The following is a 14,739-nucleotide window of genomic DNA, read 5'->3' as shown; positions in this document are numbered from 1 at the left end:
ATGACTGAGGACGCGCTCCTGTTCCGGCTCACCGGTGTCAGCCACAGTTACGGTGAGCAGCCGGTGCTGCACGGGATTGACCTGTGTGTGCGCCGTGGCGAGAAGCTGGCATTGCTGGGGCCGTCGGGGGCGGGCAAGTCCACGCTGCTGAACCTGCTGTATGAGCAGCGCCCGGGCGAGTGCGCCCTGCAACCCCAGGGCGGCGCCCTGGTGGAGTTGCTGTCGGTCTATCACAACATTTTTATGGGCGGCCTCGACCGGGTTGGTACCCTGGCCTCGCTGTGGAACCTGGTGCGGCCGCTGCCGGCAGCGCGACGGGACATTACCGCCATGGCTCACCAGTTGGGCCTGGAGGAAAAACTGTGGCACTCGGTGGATCGCCTCTCCGGCGGCCAGCGCCAGCGGGTGGCCATTGGACGCGCGCTTTACCGGCAGCAACCCATCTACCTGGGTGACGAGCCGGTGTCGTCGCTGGATCCGCTGCAGGCGCAGCTGCTGTTAAGCCACGTGCTGGCGCAGCACGAAACCGCGGTGGTGAGCCTGCACAACCGGCGCCTGGCATTGGAGAACTTTGATCGTGTCGTGGTGCTGCGTGACGGTCGCATCTGTTGCGATAGCCCGGCGGCGGCACTGAGCAGCGAGCAGCTGGATGCCTGGTACCTGCAGGCCAGTTCCCCTGATGGGCACCCGGTCGCTGGTACCACCGATGACGATAGCTGGGTGATCCGCACCTCATGATGGTCGCCCTGCGCCAGTCCCTGCAGCAATCCAGTGTGCGCAGCCTCAACAGTGTCTGCCTGCTGATGATCATCGCCGCGCTGCTGGCGCTGCCCTTTGCCGACTTCCGGATCTACAGCGTCGACCCCTGGAGTGAGTTGTCGCGGATCGGCATGGGCCTGCTGCTGCCGGGGTGGCAACAACCGCTGTCGCTGCTGCAGGCCATAGTGCACACCATCGCCTTTGCCCTGTTGGCGGTGGCCATCGCGGCGCCGCTGGGGTTACTGCTGGCCATGGTGTTTCGCTGGCGGGTGGTACGCCTGTTTTGCGCGGCGGTACGCTCGGTGCACGAGCTGTTCTGGGGGCTGATCTTTATGCAGCTCTATGGCATCAGCGCCCTCACAGGTCTGCTCGCCATCCTGGTGCCGTTTACCGGCATGTTCGCCAAGGTGTTCGCCGAGATCTTCGAGCAGCAGTCCAATACTCCGGCACAAACCCTGCCGCAGGCGGCCCCGGCGTTGGCGCGTTACGTCTACACTCTCATTCCCCAGTCGCTGCCGGCGCTGCTCAGTTACACCCGCTATCGCTTTGAGTGCGCCCTGCGTTCCAGTGCCATCCTCGGCTTTATCGGCCTGCCCACCCTGGGATTTCACCTGGAGAGCGCCTTCAAGCAGGGGTACTACAGTGAAGCCGGCGCCCTGCTGTGGGCGTTCCTGTTACTGATTGCCTCCATCCGTTACTGGTTGCGTCCGCGCCTGTTGCCCCTCTACCTGCTGGCGGCCATCTGGGCGCTGCCGGAGACGGTGGGTTTCAGCAGTGGCGGTTCACTGTGGCGCTTTATCAGTGAGGATATCTGGCCCACACCGCTGCTGCAGGGGGATTGGCCGGCGCTGGCGGAGTGGGGCGCGGAGATGTGGCAGCGGCAGGTGTGGCCTGGGCTGCTGCAGACCCTGTTGCTGACCCAGGTGGCGGTGGTGCTGACCGGAGTGGTCATTCTGCTCACCTATCCGCTGGCATCCAGGTCACTGGCAGGGCCCTGGATGCGCTGGCCCGGACGCTTCCTGTTGCTGGCCCTGCGCTCGGCGCCGGAGATGGTGCTGGCCTATATTTTCCTGCTGCTGTTTGGTCCCTCCGGCCTGCCGGTGGTATTGGCGCTGGCGCTGCACAACGGTGGCCTCATCGCCTTCCTGGTGGCCAACGCCAGCGATGCCGAAGAAGCCAGCCGTACGCGGCGACCGGATGATCCCACCGGCCTGAAGCGCTACGCCTACGTGGAGACGCCGCGGCGCTTTCCGGCCCTGCTGGCGCTGCTGTTCTATCGCTGGGAGGTGATCCTGCGGGAGAGTGCCATTATGGGATTGCTGGGGGTGGCGACACTGGGCTTCTTTATCGACTCGGCGTTTGAAGAGATTCGCTACGACCGTGCCATGTTGCTGATCGTGGTGGGAGCGTTGCTGAATATGGTGGTGGACACGGTTTCCCGGCGCCTGCGACGTAGTTTTGCTGTAGCGCCGGTGTGACGTTTGGTACTGCCCCCTGTCATTGCGTCAGCCCATAATCGGTTTATGATTCTGCCCTGGCTTATCTGAGCAATCGCACACGGGTTACCCATTACAACAATAAAACGACATCAGGGACTGTTAACAAAAGGACTGTTACCAGAGAGATTATGACCAAATCAGACTTGTTAAGGCATTGGCGCTTCCGGGTACACCGGGTGCAGATCGGTCACTACGAAGCGGGCCGTGCCTGCGAGCGGCGTCATCTGTGGCTCGGCATTCCCGCGGTGGTGCTCACCACCCTGGTGGGCACGGCGGTGTTCTCCTCGCTGCAGGAGTTCTCCGATCAGCAGGCGCTGATCTATCCAAAAATTATTGTCGGTTTTTTCAGTGTCACTGCTGCGGTGCTGGTGGGGCTGCAGACCTTCCTGCGTTATTCCGAGCAGGCCAGCAGCCATAAAAACGCCGGTGCCAAATACTCCCACCTGAAACATCGCATTGAGTTGCTGGCGGTACTGCCGCCAGCCACCGATGAGGCGTTGAAGCGGGAGTTGGCGGATATCGAGCTGGAGTGGGACCGGGTGCGGGAAGAGAGTCCCAACCTGCCAACGTCTATCTGGCGCCGCATGGAAGCCGAGATCACTTTTGAAGACGATCTCGAGTCCCAGCCCGGGTTTGGGGCTCTGCTCTGAGTCGTGCGCCTGCTGACGCTTTGTTGGCAGTTGCAGAGTTCAAGCGGGTGGGTCGTGTTTGTGTTGTCCCGGCCAGCGGATTAGCATGGGGTGGTGTTGAGTTGTGACTCCCCTGCTGTTTTATGTCTGTTTTACGCCGTTTCCACCGTTCTCTTGAGCATCAACAATTTCTCTCCGCCCTTGCCAATCGCCGCCGGTTGCTGGTCATACAGGACCTGGATGGCGTCTGCATGGGGCTGGTGCGTGATCCCCGTGAACGCGTTATGGATATGGCCTACATCGAGGCCGTCAGGCGCATGCAGGGCCGCTTCTTTGTCCTCACCAATGGCGAGCACATCGGCTCCAGGGGAGTGAATGGTATTGTCGATACCGCGGTAGCCGCGAGCGGGTCTGCGGCTGCCAGTGGGTCTGGCTGGTATCTGCCCGGGCTGGCGGCAGGGGGCGTGCAGTTGCAGGACAGCTGCGGCCGCGTTTCACACCCGGGCGTCAGTGAGCGGGAGCTGGCATTCCTGGCCTCGGTGCCCGCCTGGTTGCTTGCGCGCCTGGGGCCGCGCCTGGTTGCCCCGCCCTTCAATCTCTCAGCAGAGGCGGTTGAGCAACTCCTGCAGGTTATCGTACTGGATAACCTGGTCTCCCCGACCCTGAATATCGGCGCCTTGCTGAACCATTTTCGCGGCGACCTGATGTTGAGCCAGGGCGCCCAGCAAATGGCGCTGGGCTTGCTGTCAGAGCTGATGCAACAGGCAGAGCAACAACAGTTGGGGGAGTCGTTCTTTATTCACCTGGCGCCCAACCTTGGCAGCAGCGGTGGTGTGGAGCGCCTGAAGCTGGCGAGTGCCACAGATATGGGGACCACCGACTTCCAGTTTATGTTGCGGGGTGCCATCAAGGAGGCGGGCGTACTGGTGCTGCTCAACCACTACTATTTTGCCGGCACTGGTGAGTTTCCGCTGGGCGAGGATTTCAGTGCCCGCAGGGCACCGATCGATATCGACTCCATGGTCGCGCTGGCAAAAGCGCAGTTTGATCCGCAGTTGATGCCAACCCTGGTCGGGGTGGGCGATACCGTAACCTCGGTTGCTGCTGAGCCGGGTAACTACACCCGTGGTGGCAGTGACCGGGGGTTTTTAACCCTGGTGCAGCGCCTGGGTGGGGTGCTCGACAGCGACACCGCGGTGGTGTTTGTTGACAGCAGTGGTGGCGAGTTGGACCGTCCGGGCGTCAATCCCCGCCCAATAGACTCCGGCTCCCCTGTGCCCATCGGTGCCCTGCAGGGCATTACCGATAGCGCGGACCCGCTGGAGATCAACGTGATATTCCCGGATGGTTACCCGCAATACACAGACTTCTTTGTGCGGCTTGCCAATCAAAGGTAAGCGGTCGGCGCTGACGTAACATTACTCGCTGTGGCTGAGAATCCGGTCGTAAGTCACGGCCATATTCTCGCTGCTGACATCCGCTACCTGCGCCGCTGCCAGCACATCTTCCGAGGCCAGCCAGGCTCCCTCGGCATCCTCATGTGCCAGGGCGATACTGAGGGCGTGGTTCAGTTCGTAGGTGGCCCAGGGGAAGTTGGAGGAACGCAAGGCGGACTGCATGGCGTTCTGCACCAGGCTGCGCACACTCATGTGCACGTCTGAAAACGGCACCTCGTCGACGCGACCGGCAGCGGCATCGACACAGGCTTTCTGGCTGTAGGAGATATGGCTGCGGCAGGCGAGCGGTCGCACCGGGTAAATCACACAGGCGCCCTTGTGGATGTAGGGGCAACGCTGCCGCAGGGCCACGCGCTCCTCCTCACTGCAGTTACGGGTCATTTCATCCGCGTCCGCCAGCCGCTGGCGGATATCCAGCCCCCGGTCGCGCAGCTGCACTTCGGTAGCCTGCAGGTAGCGAGCCACCAGGAACACCTCCGGTGCGGTAGCCACCACGCGGATACTGCAACAGGTGGCGCAACCTTTTGTGCAGTCCGGCTCCGGCAGCCCTTCTGACTGCAGCTCTACAGAACCTTCGTAACTGGTGAAGAGAAGGGTCAGCAGGGCGGAGAGCATGGTGTCGTTGCCGCGCTGCGCAGTGAGTACCTGACTGAACTGTTCATGCATGGCGCGGAAGAAGTCCAGCGCTCCCTCATCGGGCTGACTCACTCTGCGTTCTCCTGTTGTGGTTTACGGGCATACAGCGTTCGTCGAAAAGTCTACGGCCACTCAGGAGTTGTTGTTTTGATGTAGCTCATGGAGCGCTTGAAAACAGGTAGCAGCTGTCAGGCGTGCAGTCGGGAGTATCTGCCTTGCCGGGGAGGGTAGAGAATAACGGCGGAGAAGTGCTGGAATGACACCTGCTACTGAGGGCCGGGCCTCGCGGAACGAGGCCCGGATGCAATTTTAAAAATTAAACGTGGCTCCGATATTCAGTGTACCGATGTCCATGGCGTACAGGTCAAAGCCTGACTCATCTTCCAGAGAGTCATCGACGAAGATGTCACCTTCGTAGGCAATGCGGAAGGTCAGCGCTGACATGTTCTGCGGGGTAAATTCACCGCCGAAGCCATAATGGAAACCGAGATAACGGTCGGAATCATCGGCATCCACGTCAACACTGGAGAGGCCAACAATGGCGAAGGGGCGCCAGCCGCTATTGAAGGTGTAGCCAACGTTGGCCGCCAGCGAGATGGCGGCAATCCCAAAGGTGAAGGCCTCATCACCATTAATCTCATAAACCACATCGCCGTAATCAATGTAGCTCACCTCGACACCGACAATGCGGTTGAAGCGATAGCCGGCCTTCAGCAGCAGAGCAGTGTCATCAGTCTCGGTGTCGACGTCATAGCGGTCGCCGGTAATGAAGCGCAGCTCATCTTCCAGGTCATCCGAAAAACCATCGTCATCAAAACCCACAGAGCCAAAGCCAGCACCAACAAACCAGCGTCCGCTATTGCCGGTGTGGTGACTGTCGGCGGCTTGGACAAGGCAAGGCACAGCCAGTAACAGGCCAGCAAGTACTCTCTTCATTGTTTCATCCCTTTTTGTATTTGGTCAGTACGCAACAAAAATTGAACCCATCAATCCCTGAGTCAATTCTGGTCGCAGATTGTAGCGGAAATATCCACGACTCTGGCTGACAAAGTACCACTTTATGGAATAATTACACATTCAGTTGTGTGCCTGTGGAGACCTTCAATCCCGGGCGCGCCCCGCAACTCTCATTTGGGCAATTTCGGAATTCAATATGATCAGTCTGTGGATGGAGCAGGTCGCTCCACAGCCGGCACGCCCGGCCTTGCAGCAGAACACAGACACGGATGTTGTTATCGTGGGTGCGGGCTTCACCGGCCTCTGGACTGCCTACTACCTGAAGCAGGCGCAGCCACAGCTGCGCATCACCATTCTCGAAGCCAGACAGGTGGGCTATGGGGCCAGTGGCCGCAATGGCGGCTGGCTGCTGGGAGAGATCGCCGGCGGCGACAAGCTGCTGCAAGCCCTGCCCGGGGCGGAGCGCCAGTCCGGGCACCGGCTATTACAGGGAATCCCCGACGAAGTGGCACGGGTGACAGAACGCGAGGGCATTCACTGTGATTTCAAAAAAGGCGGTGTGCTTTATTGCGCGGCTCGCTACCCGGAACAGCAGCAGCGCCTGCAGGCACACCTGAGCGAATGCCGGGACTACGGTTACAGTACCAGTGACCTGCAGTGGCTTGATCAATCAGGCCTGCAGCAGCGCTTGCAGATGGCCAACAGCTACGGTGCGCTGTTCACTCCCCATTGCGCCACGGTGCAGCCCGCCAAACTGGCGCTGGGGCTGGCGGCGGTGCTGGAGCAATCCGGGGTAGAGATTTTTGAGAGCAGCCCGGTGGTGCGCTGGCAGAGTGGTGAGGTTGCCACGCCATCAGCGACCATCAAGGCCCGCTGGGTGGTGCCGGCGGTGGAAGCCTATGGCAGCCAGCTCAAGCCCATGCAGCACTACCAGCTGGCGGTGCAGAGCATGATTGTGGCCACCGAGCCGCTGCCGGAATCTGTGTGGCAGTCCATCGGTCTGGCCAACGGCGAAGCCTTCTGCGAGGCATCGCGCCTCATCAGTTACGGCCAGCGCAGTGCGGACAATCGTATGATCTTCGGCGCCCGTGGTGGCTATCGGTTTGGCGGTGGCTTGCGTGCCGATGCGCCCCTGAGTGCCGGCGAGATGGAGCTGCGCCGGCACCTGATGCAGCAATGTTTTCCCCAGCTGGAGGGCGTCAGGATCACCCACAACTGGGGTGGCAACCTGGCGCTGTCACGCCGTTTCCATCCGCACATGCTGTGCGACTACGGTCCCCGCATCGCCGTTGCTGGTGGCTACGCCGGTGAAGGGGTGGGTGCCAGTAACCTGGCAGGACGCACCCTGGCGCACCTGATTACGGAGCAGGAGTCGGAGCTGGTACGCCAGCCCTGGGTGTTGCGTGACAAGCCCCTTTCCGCCTTAAAGCGCTGGGAGCCTGAACCGCTGCGCTGGCTCACCTACAAAACCGTGAACCAGCTGTATGCGCTGGAGGATCGGGTACTGTCTGCGCCTACCCCCGCCTGGCAGCGGCGCCTGGTGAGCGGGTTGGCGGATGTTTTGGAAGGAGTGATCTCCTGAGTCCTGCCACTGGCTGATCATTGCAGTCACTGGCTGTCCCGGCTGTTTTCGGACGTTCCTTTACGGGCAGCAACCATAGATCGGTGGCGCTCTGTTTTGGGGCGCCCGGATTTTCTCCTGGTCTGTTTTGAATCAATTTGCCGCGGCTGTCCAACCCGGTCTCGACTATTCTCCTTTTAAAAAGACGCCGTGCCAGTTCCGCGATGGGGCAGCACGTCCCCGGGTGGCGGCCAATTACTCTCCCGAATCCAGTGGCCGATTCCCTTTGCCGGGCAGGCAGGATCTTTGTGCCGCGTAATCTTGCTGACAACCGGTTGTCACAGGAACGATTTATGCTAGGCGAGAGTAGCGGGATAGCGGCCAGGGATTTGGGGCCGGGAAGGTTTCCGTTTCGCAGTAGCGCCGGGCGAATCCGGTGGCAGGTTACAACGCCAGTCATGCCTGGTGTGGCAGTAGCAGTACAGTTCTATCAAGCGCAATTTCTATTAAGAATAGTTATTCGTAAGTGTTGTTGCTATTTGGGAGCTTTCTTGGATACGGAACCTGAACACGGCTGTCTGGAGCAGTTGCTCGGCGCCTACGGTGTTGCTACAGATTTTATCAATTACGCGGGTGAAACCGTTGCCATTCCCTGGGAGAACCGGCTCAGGGTGCTGGAGCTGCTGGAGGTGGATGTCAGCACCAGGGCGGCGGCCGAGGCGTCCCTGTTGCAGATCAACAGCCAGCGCTTTGACAGCTGGTTGCCAAAGGCGCTGGTGGTAAACGCCGGACTCGCCGAACAGATTCCCGTGCACCTGGACGTGGTGGACCTGCCCATCCAGGTTCGCTGGAGTATCGTTGCTGACGACGGTAGCCGGTACGAGGGGGCGGTAGCACCGCTCGAACTGGCTGAACGCGACACGCACACCCTGGCCACGCACACCATCAGTACCCGCATGTTGCCACTGCCGCCACTGCCGCCGGGCTATCACCAGCTGACACTCTCCTCCATCAAACAGCGTATCCAAACCACCCTGATTGTGGCACCGGCTACCGCTTACACCCCCGACTGGCTGGCACACAACCACAAGCTGGCGGGGCTGTCGGTGCAGGTGTACAGCCTGCAGTCCGGGCACAACTGGGGTATGGGTGATTTTTCGGATCTGCAGGATACGGTGCTGCGGGCGGCAGAACTTGGCCTGCACTTCCTGGTCCTCAACCCGCTGCATTTGCTGGATTCCGATCACCCGGAAAATTGCAGCCCCTACAGCCCCATGGACCGACGCTTCCTCAACCCGCTGTACATAGACCCCCGGCAGGTGGAGGATTACTCCGATAACCCGACCCTGCAGGAGTACGTTGCCAAAGAGTCGATACAGCAGGAGCTGAGCGAGCTGCGGCAACTGCCGCAGGTGGATTACACCGCGGTGACCAAACTGAAGTTCAATATCTTCAACCGCATGTACCGCCACTTTAAGAAAGAGCACCTTAAGGCGGGCTCGCCGCGCGCCGAGGCGTTTCACGCCTACATCGCTGCCAAGGGGGAATCCGGCCAGGTGTTTGCCCGGGATCAGGCGAGCAAGAACCGCTTCTCTTTCGACAATGCCCGCGATCCCCTGTTTCATTTTTACCTGCAGTGGCTGGCGGAGATCCAGCTGGAAGTCTGCCAGCAGCTGGCCCTGGGGCATGGCATGGCGGTGGGCCTGATCCGCGACCTGGCGGTGGCCAGCAGCAGCAACAGTGCCGAGGTGCAACTGAACCCGGACCTGTTCTGCACCCGGGCCAGTATCGGCGCGCCGCCGGATCCGCTGGCGCCGCAGGGACAGAACTGGGGCCTGCCGCCCATGAAACCCACCGAGCTGGTGGACAGCGGCTACGCCCACTTTATTACCCTGCTGCAGAACAATATGGCCCACTGCGGGGCCTTGCGTATTGACCACATCATGGCGCTGATGCGACTGTGGTGGTGTCCCGGTCCTGGCGATAGCAGCACCGGCGCCTATATTTATTATCCGGTGGCGGAGCTGTTTGCCATCCTGCGACTGGAAAGCCTGCGCCAGCAGTGTGTTGTGATCGGCGAGGACCTGGGCGTGGTGCCGCCGGAAATTCGCGAGCGCATGGCCCATTCGACCATCCTGTCGAACGCCTTGTTCTATTTTGAGAAGTACGACGGTGTGGTCTTCAAGCGCCCGGAACATTTCGCGCCCCGGTGCCTGGCGATGGTGGCCAATCACGATGTGCCAACCCTCACTGCCTGGTGGAATAAAACCGACATAGCCCTGCGTCGGGAGATCGGCCTGCTGGATGACGACGGCATACTGGCGGCCACTATTCACGACCGTGAGTCGGACCTGATACAGGTGCTGCACTGGGTCAACAATGCCGGGCTCCTGCCCCAGGGATGGCAGGACTTTAATATTCACCGCCCGTTCGACGACGAATTGTGCCGGGCCATTTTTCACACCAGCGGTCGCATGGCGTCGCAGCTGGTGTCGGTACAAATTGAGGATTTGTGTTTCACCGAGTTGCCGGTGAATATTCCCGGTACCTGTGATGAATACCCCAACTGGCGCAGGAAGCTGCCGCTGGCCGTGGACGAACTGTTGGCAGGTGAGCAGCCCCGGCGCTTGCTCGCCGGCCTGGTCGAAGGTCGCGGGCAAGCATGAGTCCTGGCCTCTGTTTTGATGCCCCCGGCGACCTGCAAGAGCATGTCGTGCCTGCACACTCATTTGGCGGGGATGGGGCGTCAGCTGGCGAACCTGTGAACAAGGCAGTAACGATGGTGAACCTTTCCGACATCAGCGCCCGTGAAACCCTGGCACAGCACACCATCGACGCTATTGTCGGTGGTACCTGCTGCGACTACTTTTCACTGTTCGGCATACACGCCACCGGCAGTCCGGAGGTCAAGGTGATCCGCGCCTTCCTGCCGGGCGCGGTGCAGGTGGACATTGTCGGTGCCGCAGACGATGAACCGCTGGCCAGCGCTGCACGCTTGCACGATGACGGCCTGTTTGAGGCGTTTGTGGCCAGCCGCGGTTTTTTCCCCTATCGCCTCAGGGTTCACTACCCGCTGGCCACTGTGACGGTGGTCGACACCTATGGCTTTGGCGTACAGCTCGGGGAGATGGATTGCTACCTGTTCAACCAGGGCACACAGGAGCGCGCCTGGGAGTTTCTGGGAGCTAATCATCGTCGCGTGGACGGTATCGACGGCGTGTTGTTTGCGGTGTGGGCACCGAACGCCAGCCGGGTAGCCATTGTCGGTGACTTCAATCACTGGGATGACCGCGTGCATGTACTGCGCAAGAATCACGAGTGCGGTATCTGGGAGCTGTTTATTCCCACCGACCTGAGCGGCTGTCACTACAAGTTTGCCATTACCGCTGCCGGTGGATCGCAGTTGCCCCTGCGAGCGGATCCGTTTGCACGGCGGATGCAGCTGCGACCCAGCACCGCATCGGTGGTGAGTGGGAAGGGCGCCTACTCATGGCAGGACCAACAGTGGATGCAGGAGCGTGGTGACAGGCAGCGCCGCGACGCACCCATCTCCATCTATGAAGTGCACCTGGGTTCGTGGCGGCGTACCGGTAATGGCCAGGAGTTTCTCACCTATCAGGACTTCGCTGAGCAGTTGGTGCAGTACGTGGTCGACATGGGCTTCAGTCATATCCAGCTGATGCCGGTCAGTGAGCACCCGTTCGATGGTTCCTGGGGCTATCAGCCCATCGGTATGTTCGCCCCCAGCTCACGCTTTGGCGACCCGGATGGCCTGCGCCACCTGATCGACACTGCACACCGGAACAGTATCGGCGTACTGCTGGATTGGGTGCCGGGTCATTTCCCCACCGATGAGCACGGGCTCGGGGTGTTCGACGGTACCTCGCTCTACGAGCACGCAGACCCGCGCCGCGGCTTCCACCCGGACTGGAATACCCTGATCTTCGATTACGACCGGCCGGAGGTGGTGAGCTACCTGTTGAGTAACGCCCTCTACTGGTTGAGTGAATTCCACTTTGATGGCCTGCGCTTTGATGCCGTGGCGTCCATGTTGTACCTGGATTACAGTCGCAAAGCCGGTGAGTGGCTGGCCAACGAATACGGTGGCCGTGAAAATCTCGGCGCCATTAAATTGCTACGGTTGGTGAATGAGCGGGCCTACCACCACTATCCCGACATTATGATGATCGCCGAAGAGTCCACCGCCTGGCCGGGTGTGACTCACATGACCTCCAGCGGCGGGTTGGGTTTTGGCTACAAGTGGAACCTGGGCTGGATGAACGACACCCTGCGCTACATGGCCCGCGATTCAATTCACAAGCAGTATCACGCCAACGAAATCACCTTCGGCCTGTTCTACGCCTTCAATGAAAATTTTGTGCTGCCCATCAGTCACGATGAGGTGGTACACGGCAAGTGCTCCCTGCTGGAAAAGATGCCCGGCGATGACTGGCAGAAGTTTGCCAACCTGCGGGCCTTCCTCACCTTTATGTGGTCCCATCCCGGCAAGAAGCTGTTGTTTATGGGCTGTGAGTTCGCCCAGCGCATCGAATGGAACCACGACCAGAGCCTCGACTGGCACCTGCTGTCCGACGGTCGCCATACCGGTATCCAGAGTCTGGTGCGGGACCTGAACCGGGTGTATGACGCGCTGCCGGCGTTGTACACCCACGATGCGGATTACCGTGGTTTTGAATGGCTGGAAGCTGCTCACCCGTCAGGTGCGGTGTTTGTGTTCGCCCGCCGTGACCCGGACAGCGGTGCCATGGCCATCATCGCCTGCAACTTTACCCCGACGGTGTACGAGAACTTCCGCGTCGGCGTGCCGGAGCCGGGAGATTACCTGGAGTGCATCAACAGCAACAGTGAATTCTACGGCGGCACCGGCCAGGGCAATCTCGGTCGCCTCAGTGCAGAGGCCTGTGACAGTCACAATCGCCCATGGTCATTGCAGCTGACCTTGCCACCACTGGCCACTCTGGTGTTGCAGTGGGAGCAGGAAGCTTCAGGGAATCAGAAAGCACCGGGGAATCAGGAAAAGGCGACTGTCGTTGATGCGGAACCTTTTGCTGAGTCCTTGCCCGGCAGCAAGCAGAGCAGGGGGCCGGAAACATTATGACGGCCGAAGCCATGCGCGTTGGGTTGCCGTACCCCCTGGGCGCCACCTGGGATGGTGACGGCGTCAACTTCGCGCTGTTTTCCGAACACGCGGTTCGGGTGGAACTGTGTCTGTACAGCGACGACGGCGCCCATGAAATAAAACGTTACGACCTGCCGGATGTCTCCAACCACGTCTGGAACGGTTACCTGCCCAAGGCAGCGCCCGGCACCGTCTATGGCTACCGGGTACACGGCCCTTACCAGCCTCACCTGGGGCATCGATTTAACCCCCACAAGCTGTTGCTGGATCCCTACGCCAAAGCCCTGGTGGGGGAGTTTGTCTGGTCCGACACCCATTTCGGTTTTGAGAGCAGCGATGCGGACAAGGATACGTTGCTGGACAGTCGCGATAACCAGCACTTCGTGCCCAAGTGCAAGGTGGTGGTGGATCCGCAGGCGCTGCAGGTCAGCCCGGCCAACCGTATTGCCAAGTCGAAGTCGGTTATCTATGAGACGCATCTGAAAGGCTTCACCATGCTGCACCCGGCGATACCGCAGCAGGAGCGTGGTACCTTTGCCGGTCTCTCACACCCGGAGTCGCTGGCCTATTTAAAGAGCCTGGGGGTCACCAGCATCGAGTTGCTGCCTGTGCAGAGCTTTATCAGTGAATCGTTTCTGGTAAACAAGGGCCTGAGCAACTATTGGGGTTATAACACCCTGTCATTTTTTACCCCGCACCAGTCCTACCTCAGTGGTAACGATATCCTCGAGTGTCGTCACGCCATTGAACGCATCCACGATGCCGGTATGGAGGTGATCCTGGATGTGGTGTTTAACCACACCGCCGAAGGCAGTCGACTGGGACCGACACTGTCGTTCCGCGGCATCGACAATCTCTCTTACTATCGCCTGCAGGCGGAAGATAAACGCTTCTATATCAACGACACCGGCTGCGGTAATACCGTCAATCTGTCACACCCGCGGGTGGTGCAGCTGGTGATGGACTGCCTGCGTTACTGGGTGACGGTAATGGGTGTGGACGGCTTTCGCTTTGACCTGGCGCCGGTACTGGGCCGCGAGGCACACGGCTTCGACCAAGGCAGCGGCTTTTTCGATGCCCTGCTGCAGGATCCGGTGCTGGCGGGCATCAAATTTATCGCCGAGCCCTGGGATATCGGTCCGGGTGGTTACCAGCTGGGACGGTTCCCGGCGGGCTGGAGCGAATGGAATGATCGCTTCCGCGATACTGTGCGCCGCTTCTGGCGTGGCGACCCGGGTGTGCTGCCAGAGTTCGCCCGTCGCATACACGGTTCCAGCGACATCTTCGAACACTCCGGCCGCAGGCCTTCGTCCAGTATCAACTTCGTCACCAGTCACGATGGTTACACCCTGGCGGACCTGGTCAGCTATAAGGAGCGCCATAATCTGGCCAATGGCGAAGACAATCGCGATGGGCATCACGAGAACTACAGCGATAACTTCGGGGTTGAAGGACCCACAGAAGACACCGGCGTGAACATCTGGCGCCGTCGCCAACAGCGCAATATCCTGGCCACCAGTATCCTCTCCCAGGGCATTCCCATGCTGTTGTCCGGCGACGAAATAGGTCGCAGCCAGGCTGGCAACAACAACGCCTACTGTCAGGACAATGAGCTCAACTGGTTCCCCTGGGAGGATATCTCCGATACCGCGGACCAGCAGAAAATCTTTACCCGCCACCTGTTGGCACTGCGTCAGCAGCTGCACATTTTTGCGCTGGACGACTATATCCACGAGCCCAGTGACCCTAACGATCCCAGTATGGAGTGGTATGGGCCCACCGGTCAGCTGATGCAGGCGAGCCACTGGGGTGAACACCACTCAAAGACCGTTGGCAGCCTGTCGACCTGCAAGATTCCCGGCACCGATCAGCAGGAACGGGTGCTGATGATCTTTCACGCCGGCCGCGACGCCATTACTTTTCAGTTACCTGAACTGCCCGGCGTCGCCAGCTGGGAAGTGTTGTTCGATACCGGTCTTGTCACTGGTATACCGGATCCCGATAACTGCACCGTGGAAAGCCGGTTGCGGTTGTTTTCCTGTTCTTCCGTACTGCTGCGGGCGCGCATGGACGCGGCCACAGAATCATCTGAATCCTGAGA

The 14,739-nt window shown here is 60.2% G+C and carries 10 protein-coding genes; 8 read left to right on the top strand and 2 right to left on the bottom strand.

All coding sequences use genetic code 11. The annotated features are described in order from the left end of the window. From GSF27_RS08160 to stpA, 4 genes are all read left to right on the top strand, one after another. Positions 1-738, top strand: a complete 738-nt coding sequence (locus GSF27_RS08160; protein ID WP_160967764.1) for an ATP-binding cassette domain-containing protein — start codon at positions 1-3, stop codon at positions 736-738. Further along, positions 735-2,237: an ABC transporter permease gene (locus tag GSF27_RS08155; RefSeq protein WP_237457461.1), complete on the top strand. Its 1,503-nt coding sequence runs from the start codon at positions 735-737 to the stop codon at positions 2,235-2,237. The genes GSF27_RS08160 and GSF27_RS08155 overlap by 4 nt, the downstream gene beginning before the upstream one ends. Before the next feature lie 149 nt (positions 2,238-2,386). Further along, positions 2,387-2,908, top strand: a complete 522-nt coding sequence (locus tag GSF27_RS08150) for an SLATT domain-containing protein (RefSeq protein ID WP_160967762.1) — start codon at positions 2,387-2,389, stop codon at positions 2,906-2,908. 122 nt (positions 2,909-3,030) lie between these two features. After that, a complete protein-coding gene (gene stpA, locus GSF27_RS08145; RefSeq protein WP_160967759.1) occupies positions 3,031-4,284 on the top strand; it encodes a glucosylglycerol 3-phosphatase in 1,254 nt (417 codons plus the stop codon). 21 nt (positions 4,285-4,305) lie between these two features. Here the strand turns inward: stpA and GSF27_RS08140 are convergent, their stop codons facing one another. Next, entirely contained in the window at positions 4,306-5,052 is a 747-nt protein-coding gene (locus GSF27_RS08140; protein ID WP_160967756.1) for a YkgJ family cysteine cluster protein, read from the bottom strand. Between the two features lie 237 nt (positions 5,053-5,289). Continuing rightward, the gene (locus GSF27_RS08135; protein ID WP_160967754.1) at positions 5,290-5,916 is read right to left on the bottom strand and encodes an outer membrane beta-barrel protein; all 627 of its coding nucleotides are present in this window, start codon (positions 5,914-5,916) and stop codon (positions 5,290-5,292) included. A 217-nt stretch (positions 5,917-6,133) separates the two neighbouring features. On the opposite strand from GSF27_RS08135, the gene GSF27_RS08130 reads away from it, so the two are divergent. The 4 genes from GSF27_RS08130 (at position 6,134) to glgX (ending at position 14,737) form a co-directional block, all read left to right on the top strand. Next, on the top strand, positions 6,134-7,519 hold the full coding sequence (locus tag GSF27_RS08130; protein ID WP_160967752.1) for an FAD-binding oxidoreductase: 1,386 nt from the start codon (positions 6,134-6,136) through the stop codon (positions 7,517-7,519). Positions 7,520-8,049: 530 nt separating this feature from the next. Further along, positions 8,050-10,164: a 4-alpha-glucanotransferase gene (gene malQ, locus GSF27_RS08125; protein ID WP_160967750.1), complete on the top strand. Its 2,115-nt coding sequence runs from the start codon at positions 8,050-8,052 to the stop codon at positions 10,162-10,164. Between the two features lie 113 nt (positions 10,165-10,277). Continuing rightward, positions 10,278-12,617, top strand: a complete 2,340-nt coding sequence (gene glgB, locus GSF27_RS08120) for a 1,4-alpha-glucan branching protein GlgB (RefSeq protein WP_160967748.1) — start codon at positions 10,278-10,280, stop codon at positions 12,615-12,617. Continuing rightward, positions 12,614-14,737, top strand: a complete 2,124-nt coding sequence (gene glgX, locus GSF27_RS08115) for a glycogen debranching protein GlgX (protein WP_160967746.1) — start codon at positions 12,614-12,616, stop codon at positions 14,735-14,737. The genes glgB and glgX overlap by 4 nt, the downstream gene beginning before the upstream one ends. Positions 14,738-14,739 lie beyond the last annotated feature (2 nt).

Source organism: Pseudomaricurvus sp. HS19, assembly GCF_009857815.1.
Classification (GTDB): domain Bacteria; phylum Pseudomonadota; class Gammaproteobacteria; order Pseudomonadales; family Cellvibrionaceae; genus Pseudomaricurvus.
Note: the sequence above shows the minus strand (reverse complement) of the source record. Positions and strands in the feature narration are given on the sequence as shown.

What these genes read in the sequence shown, in the direction of transcription:
- GSF27_RS08160 (WP_160967764.1), top strand. Translation starts at nt 1, where the DNA reads ATGACTGAGGACGCGCTCCTGTTCCGGCTCACCGGTGTCAGCCACAGT.
- GSF27_RS08155 (WP_237457461.1), top strand. Translation starts at nt 735, where the DNA reads ATGATGGTCGCCCTGCGCCAGTCCCTGCAGCAATCCAGTGTGCGCAGC.
- GSF27_RS08150 (WP_160967762.1), top strand. Translation starts at nt 2,387, where the DNA reads ATGACCAAATCAGACTTGTTAAGGCATTGGCGCTTCCGGGTACACCGG.
- stpA (WP_160967759.1), top strand. Translation starts at nt 3,031, where the DNA reads ATGTCTGTTTTACGCCGTTTCCACCGTTCTCTTGAGCATCAACAATTT.
- GSF27_RS08135 (WP_160967754.1), bottom strand. Translation starts at nt 5,916, where the DNA reads ATGAAGAGAGTACTTGCTGGCCTGTTACTGGCTGTGCCTTGCCTTGTC.
- GSF27_RS08130 (WP_160967752.1), top strand. Translation starts at nt 6,134, where the DNA reads ATGATCAGTCTGTGGATGGAGCAGGTCGCTCCACAGCCGGCACGCCCG.
- glgB (WP_160967748.1), top strand. Translation starts at nt 10,278, where the DNA reads ATGGTGAACCTTTCCGACATCAGCGCCCGTGAAACCCTGGCACAGCAC.
- glgX (WP_160967746.1), top strand. Translation starts at nt 12,614, where the DNA reads ATGACGGCCGAAGCCATGCGCGTTGGGTTGCCGTACCCCCTGGGCGCC.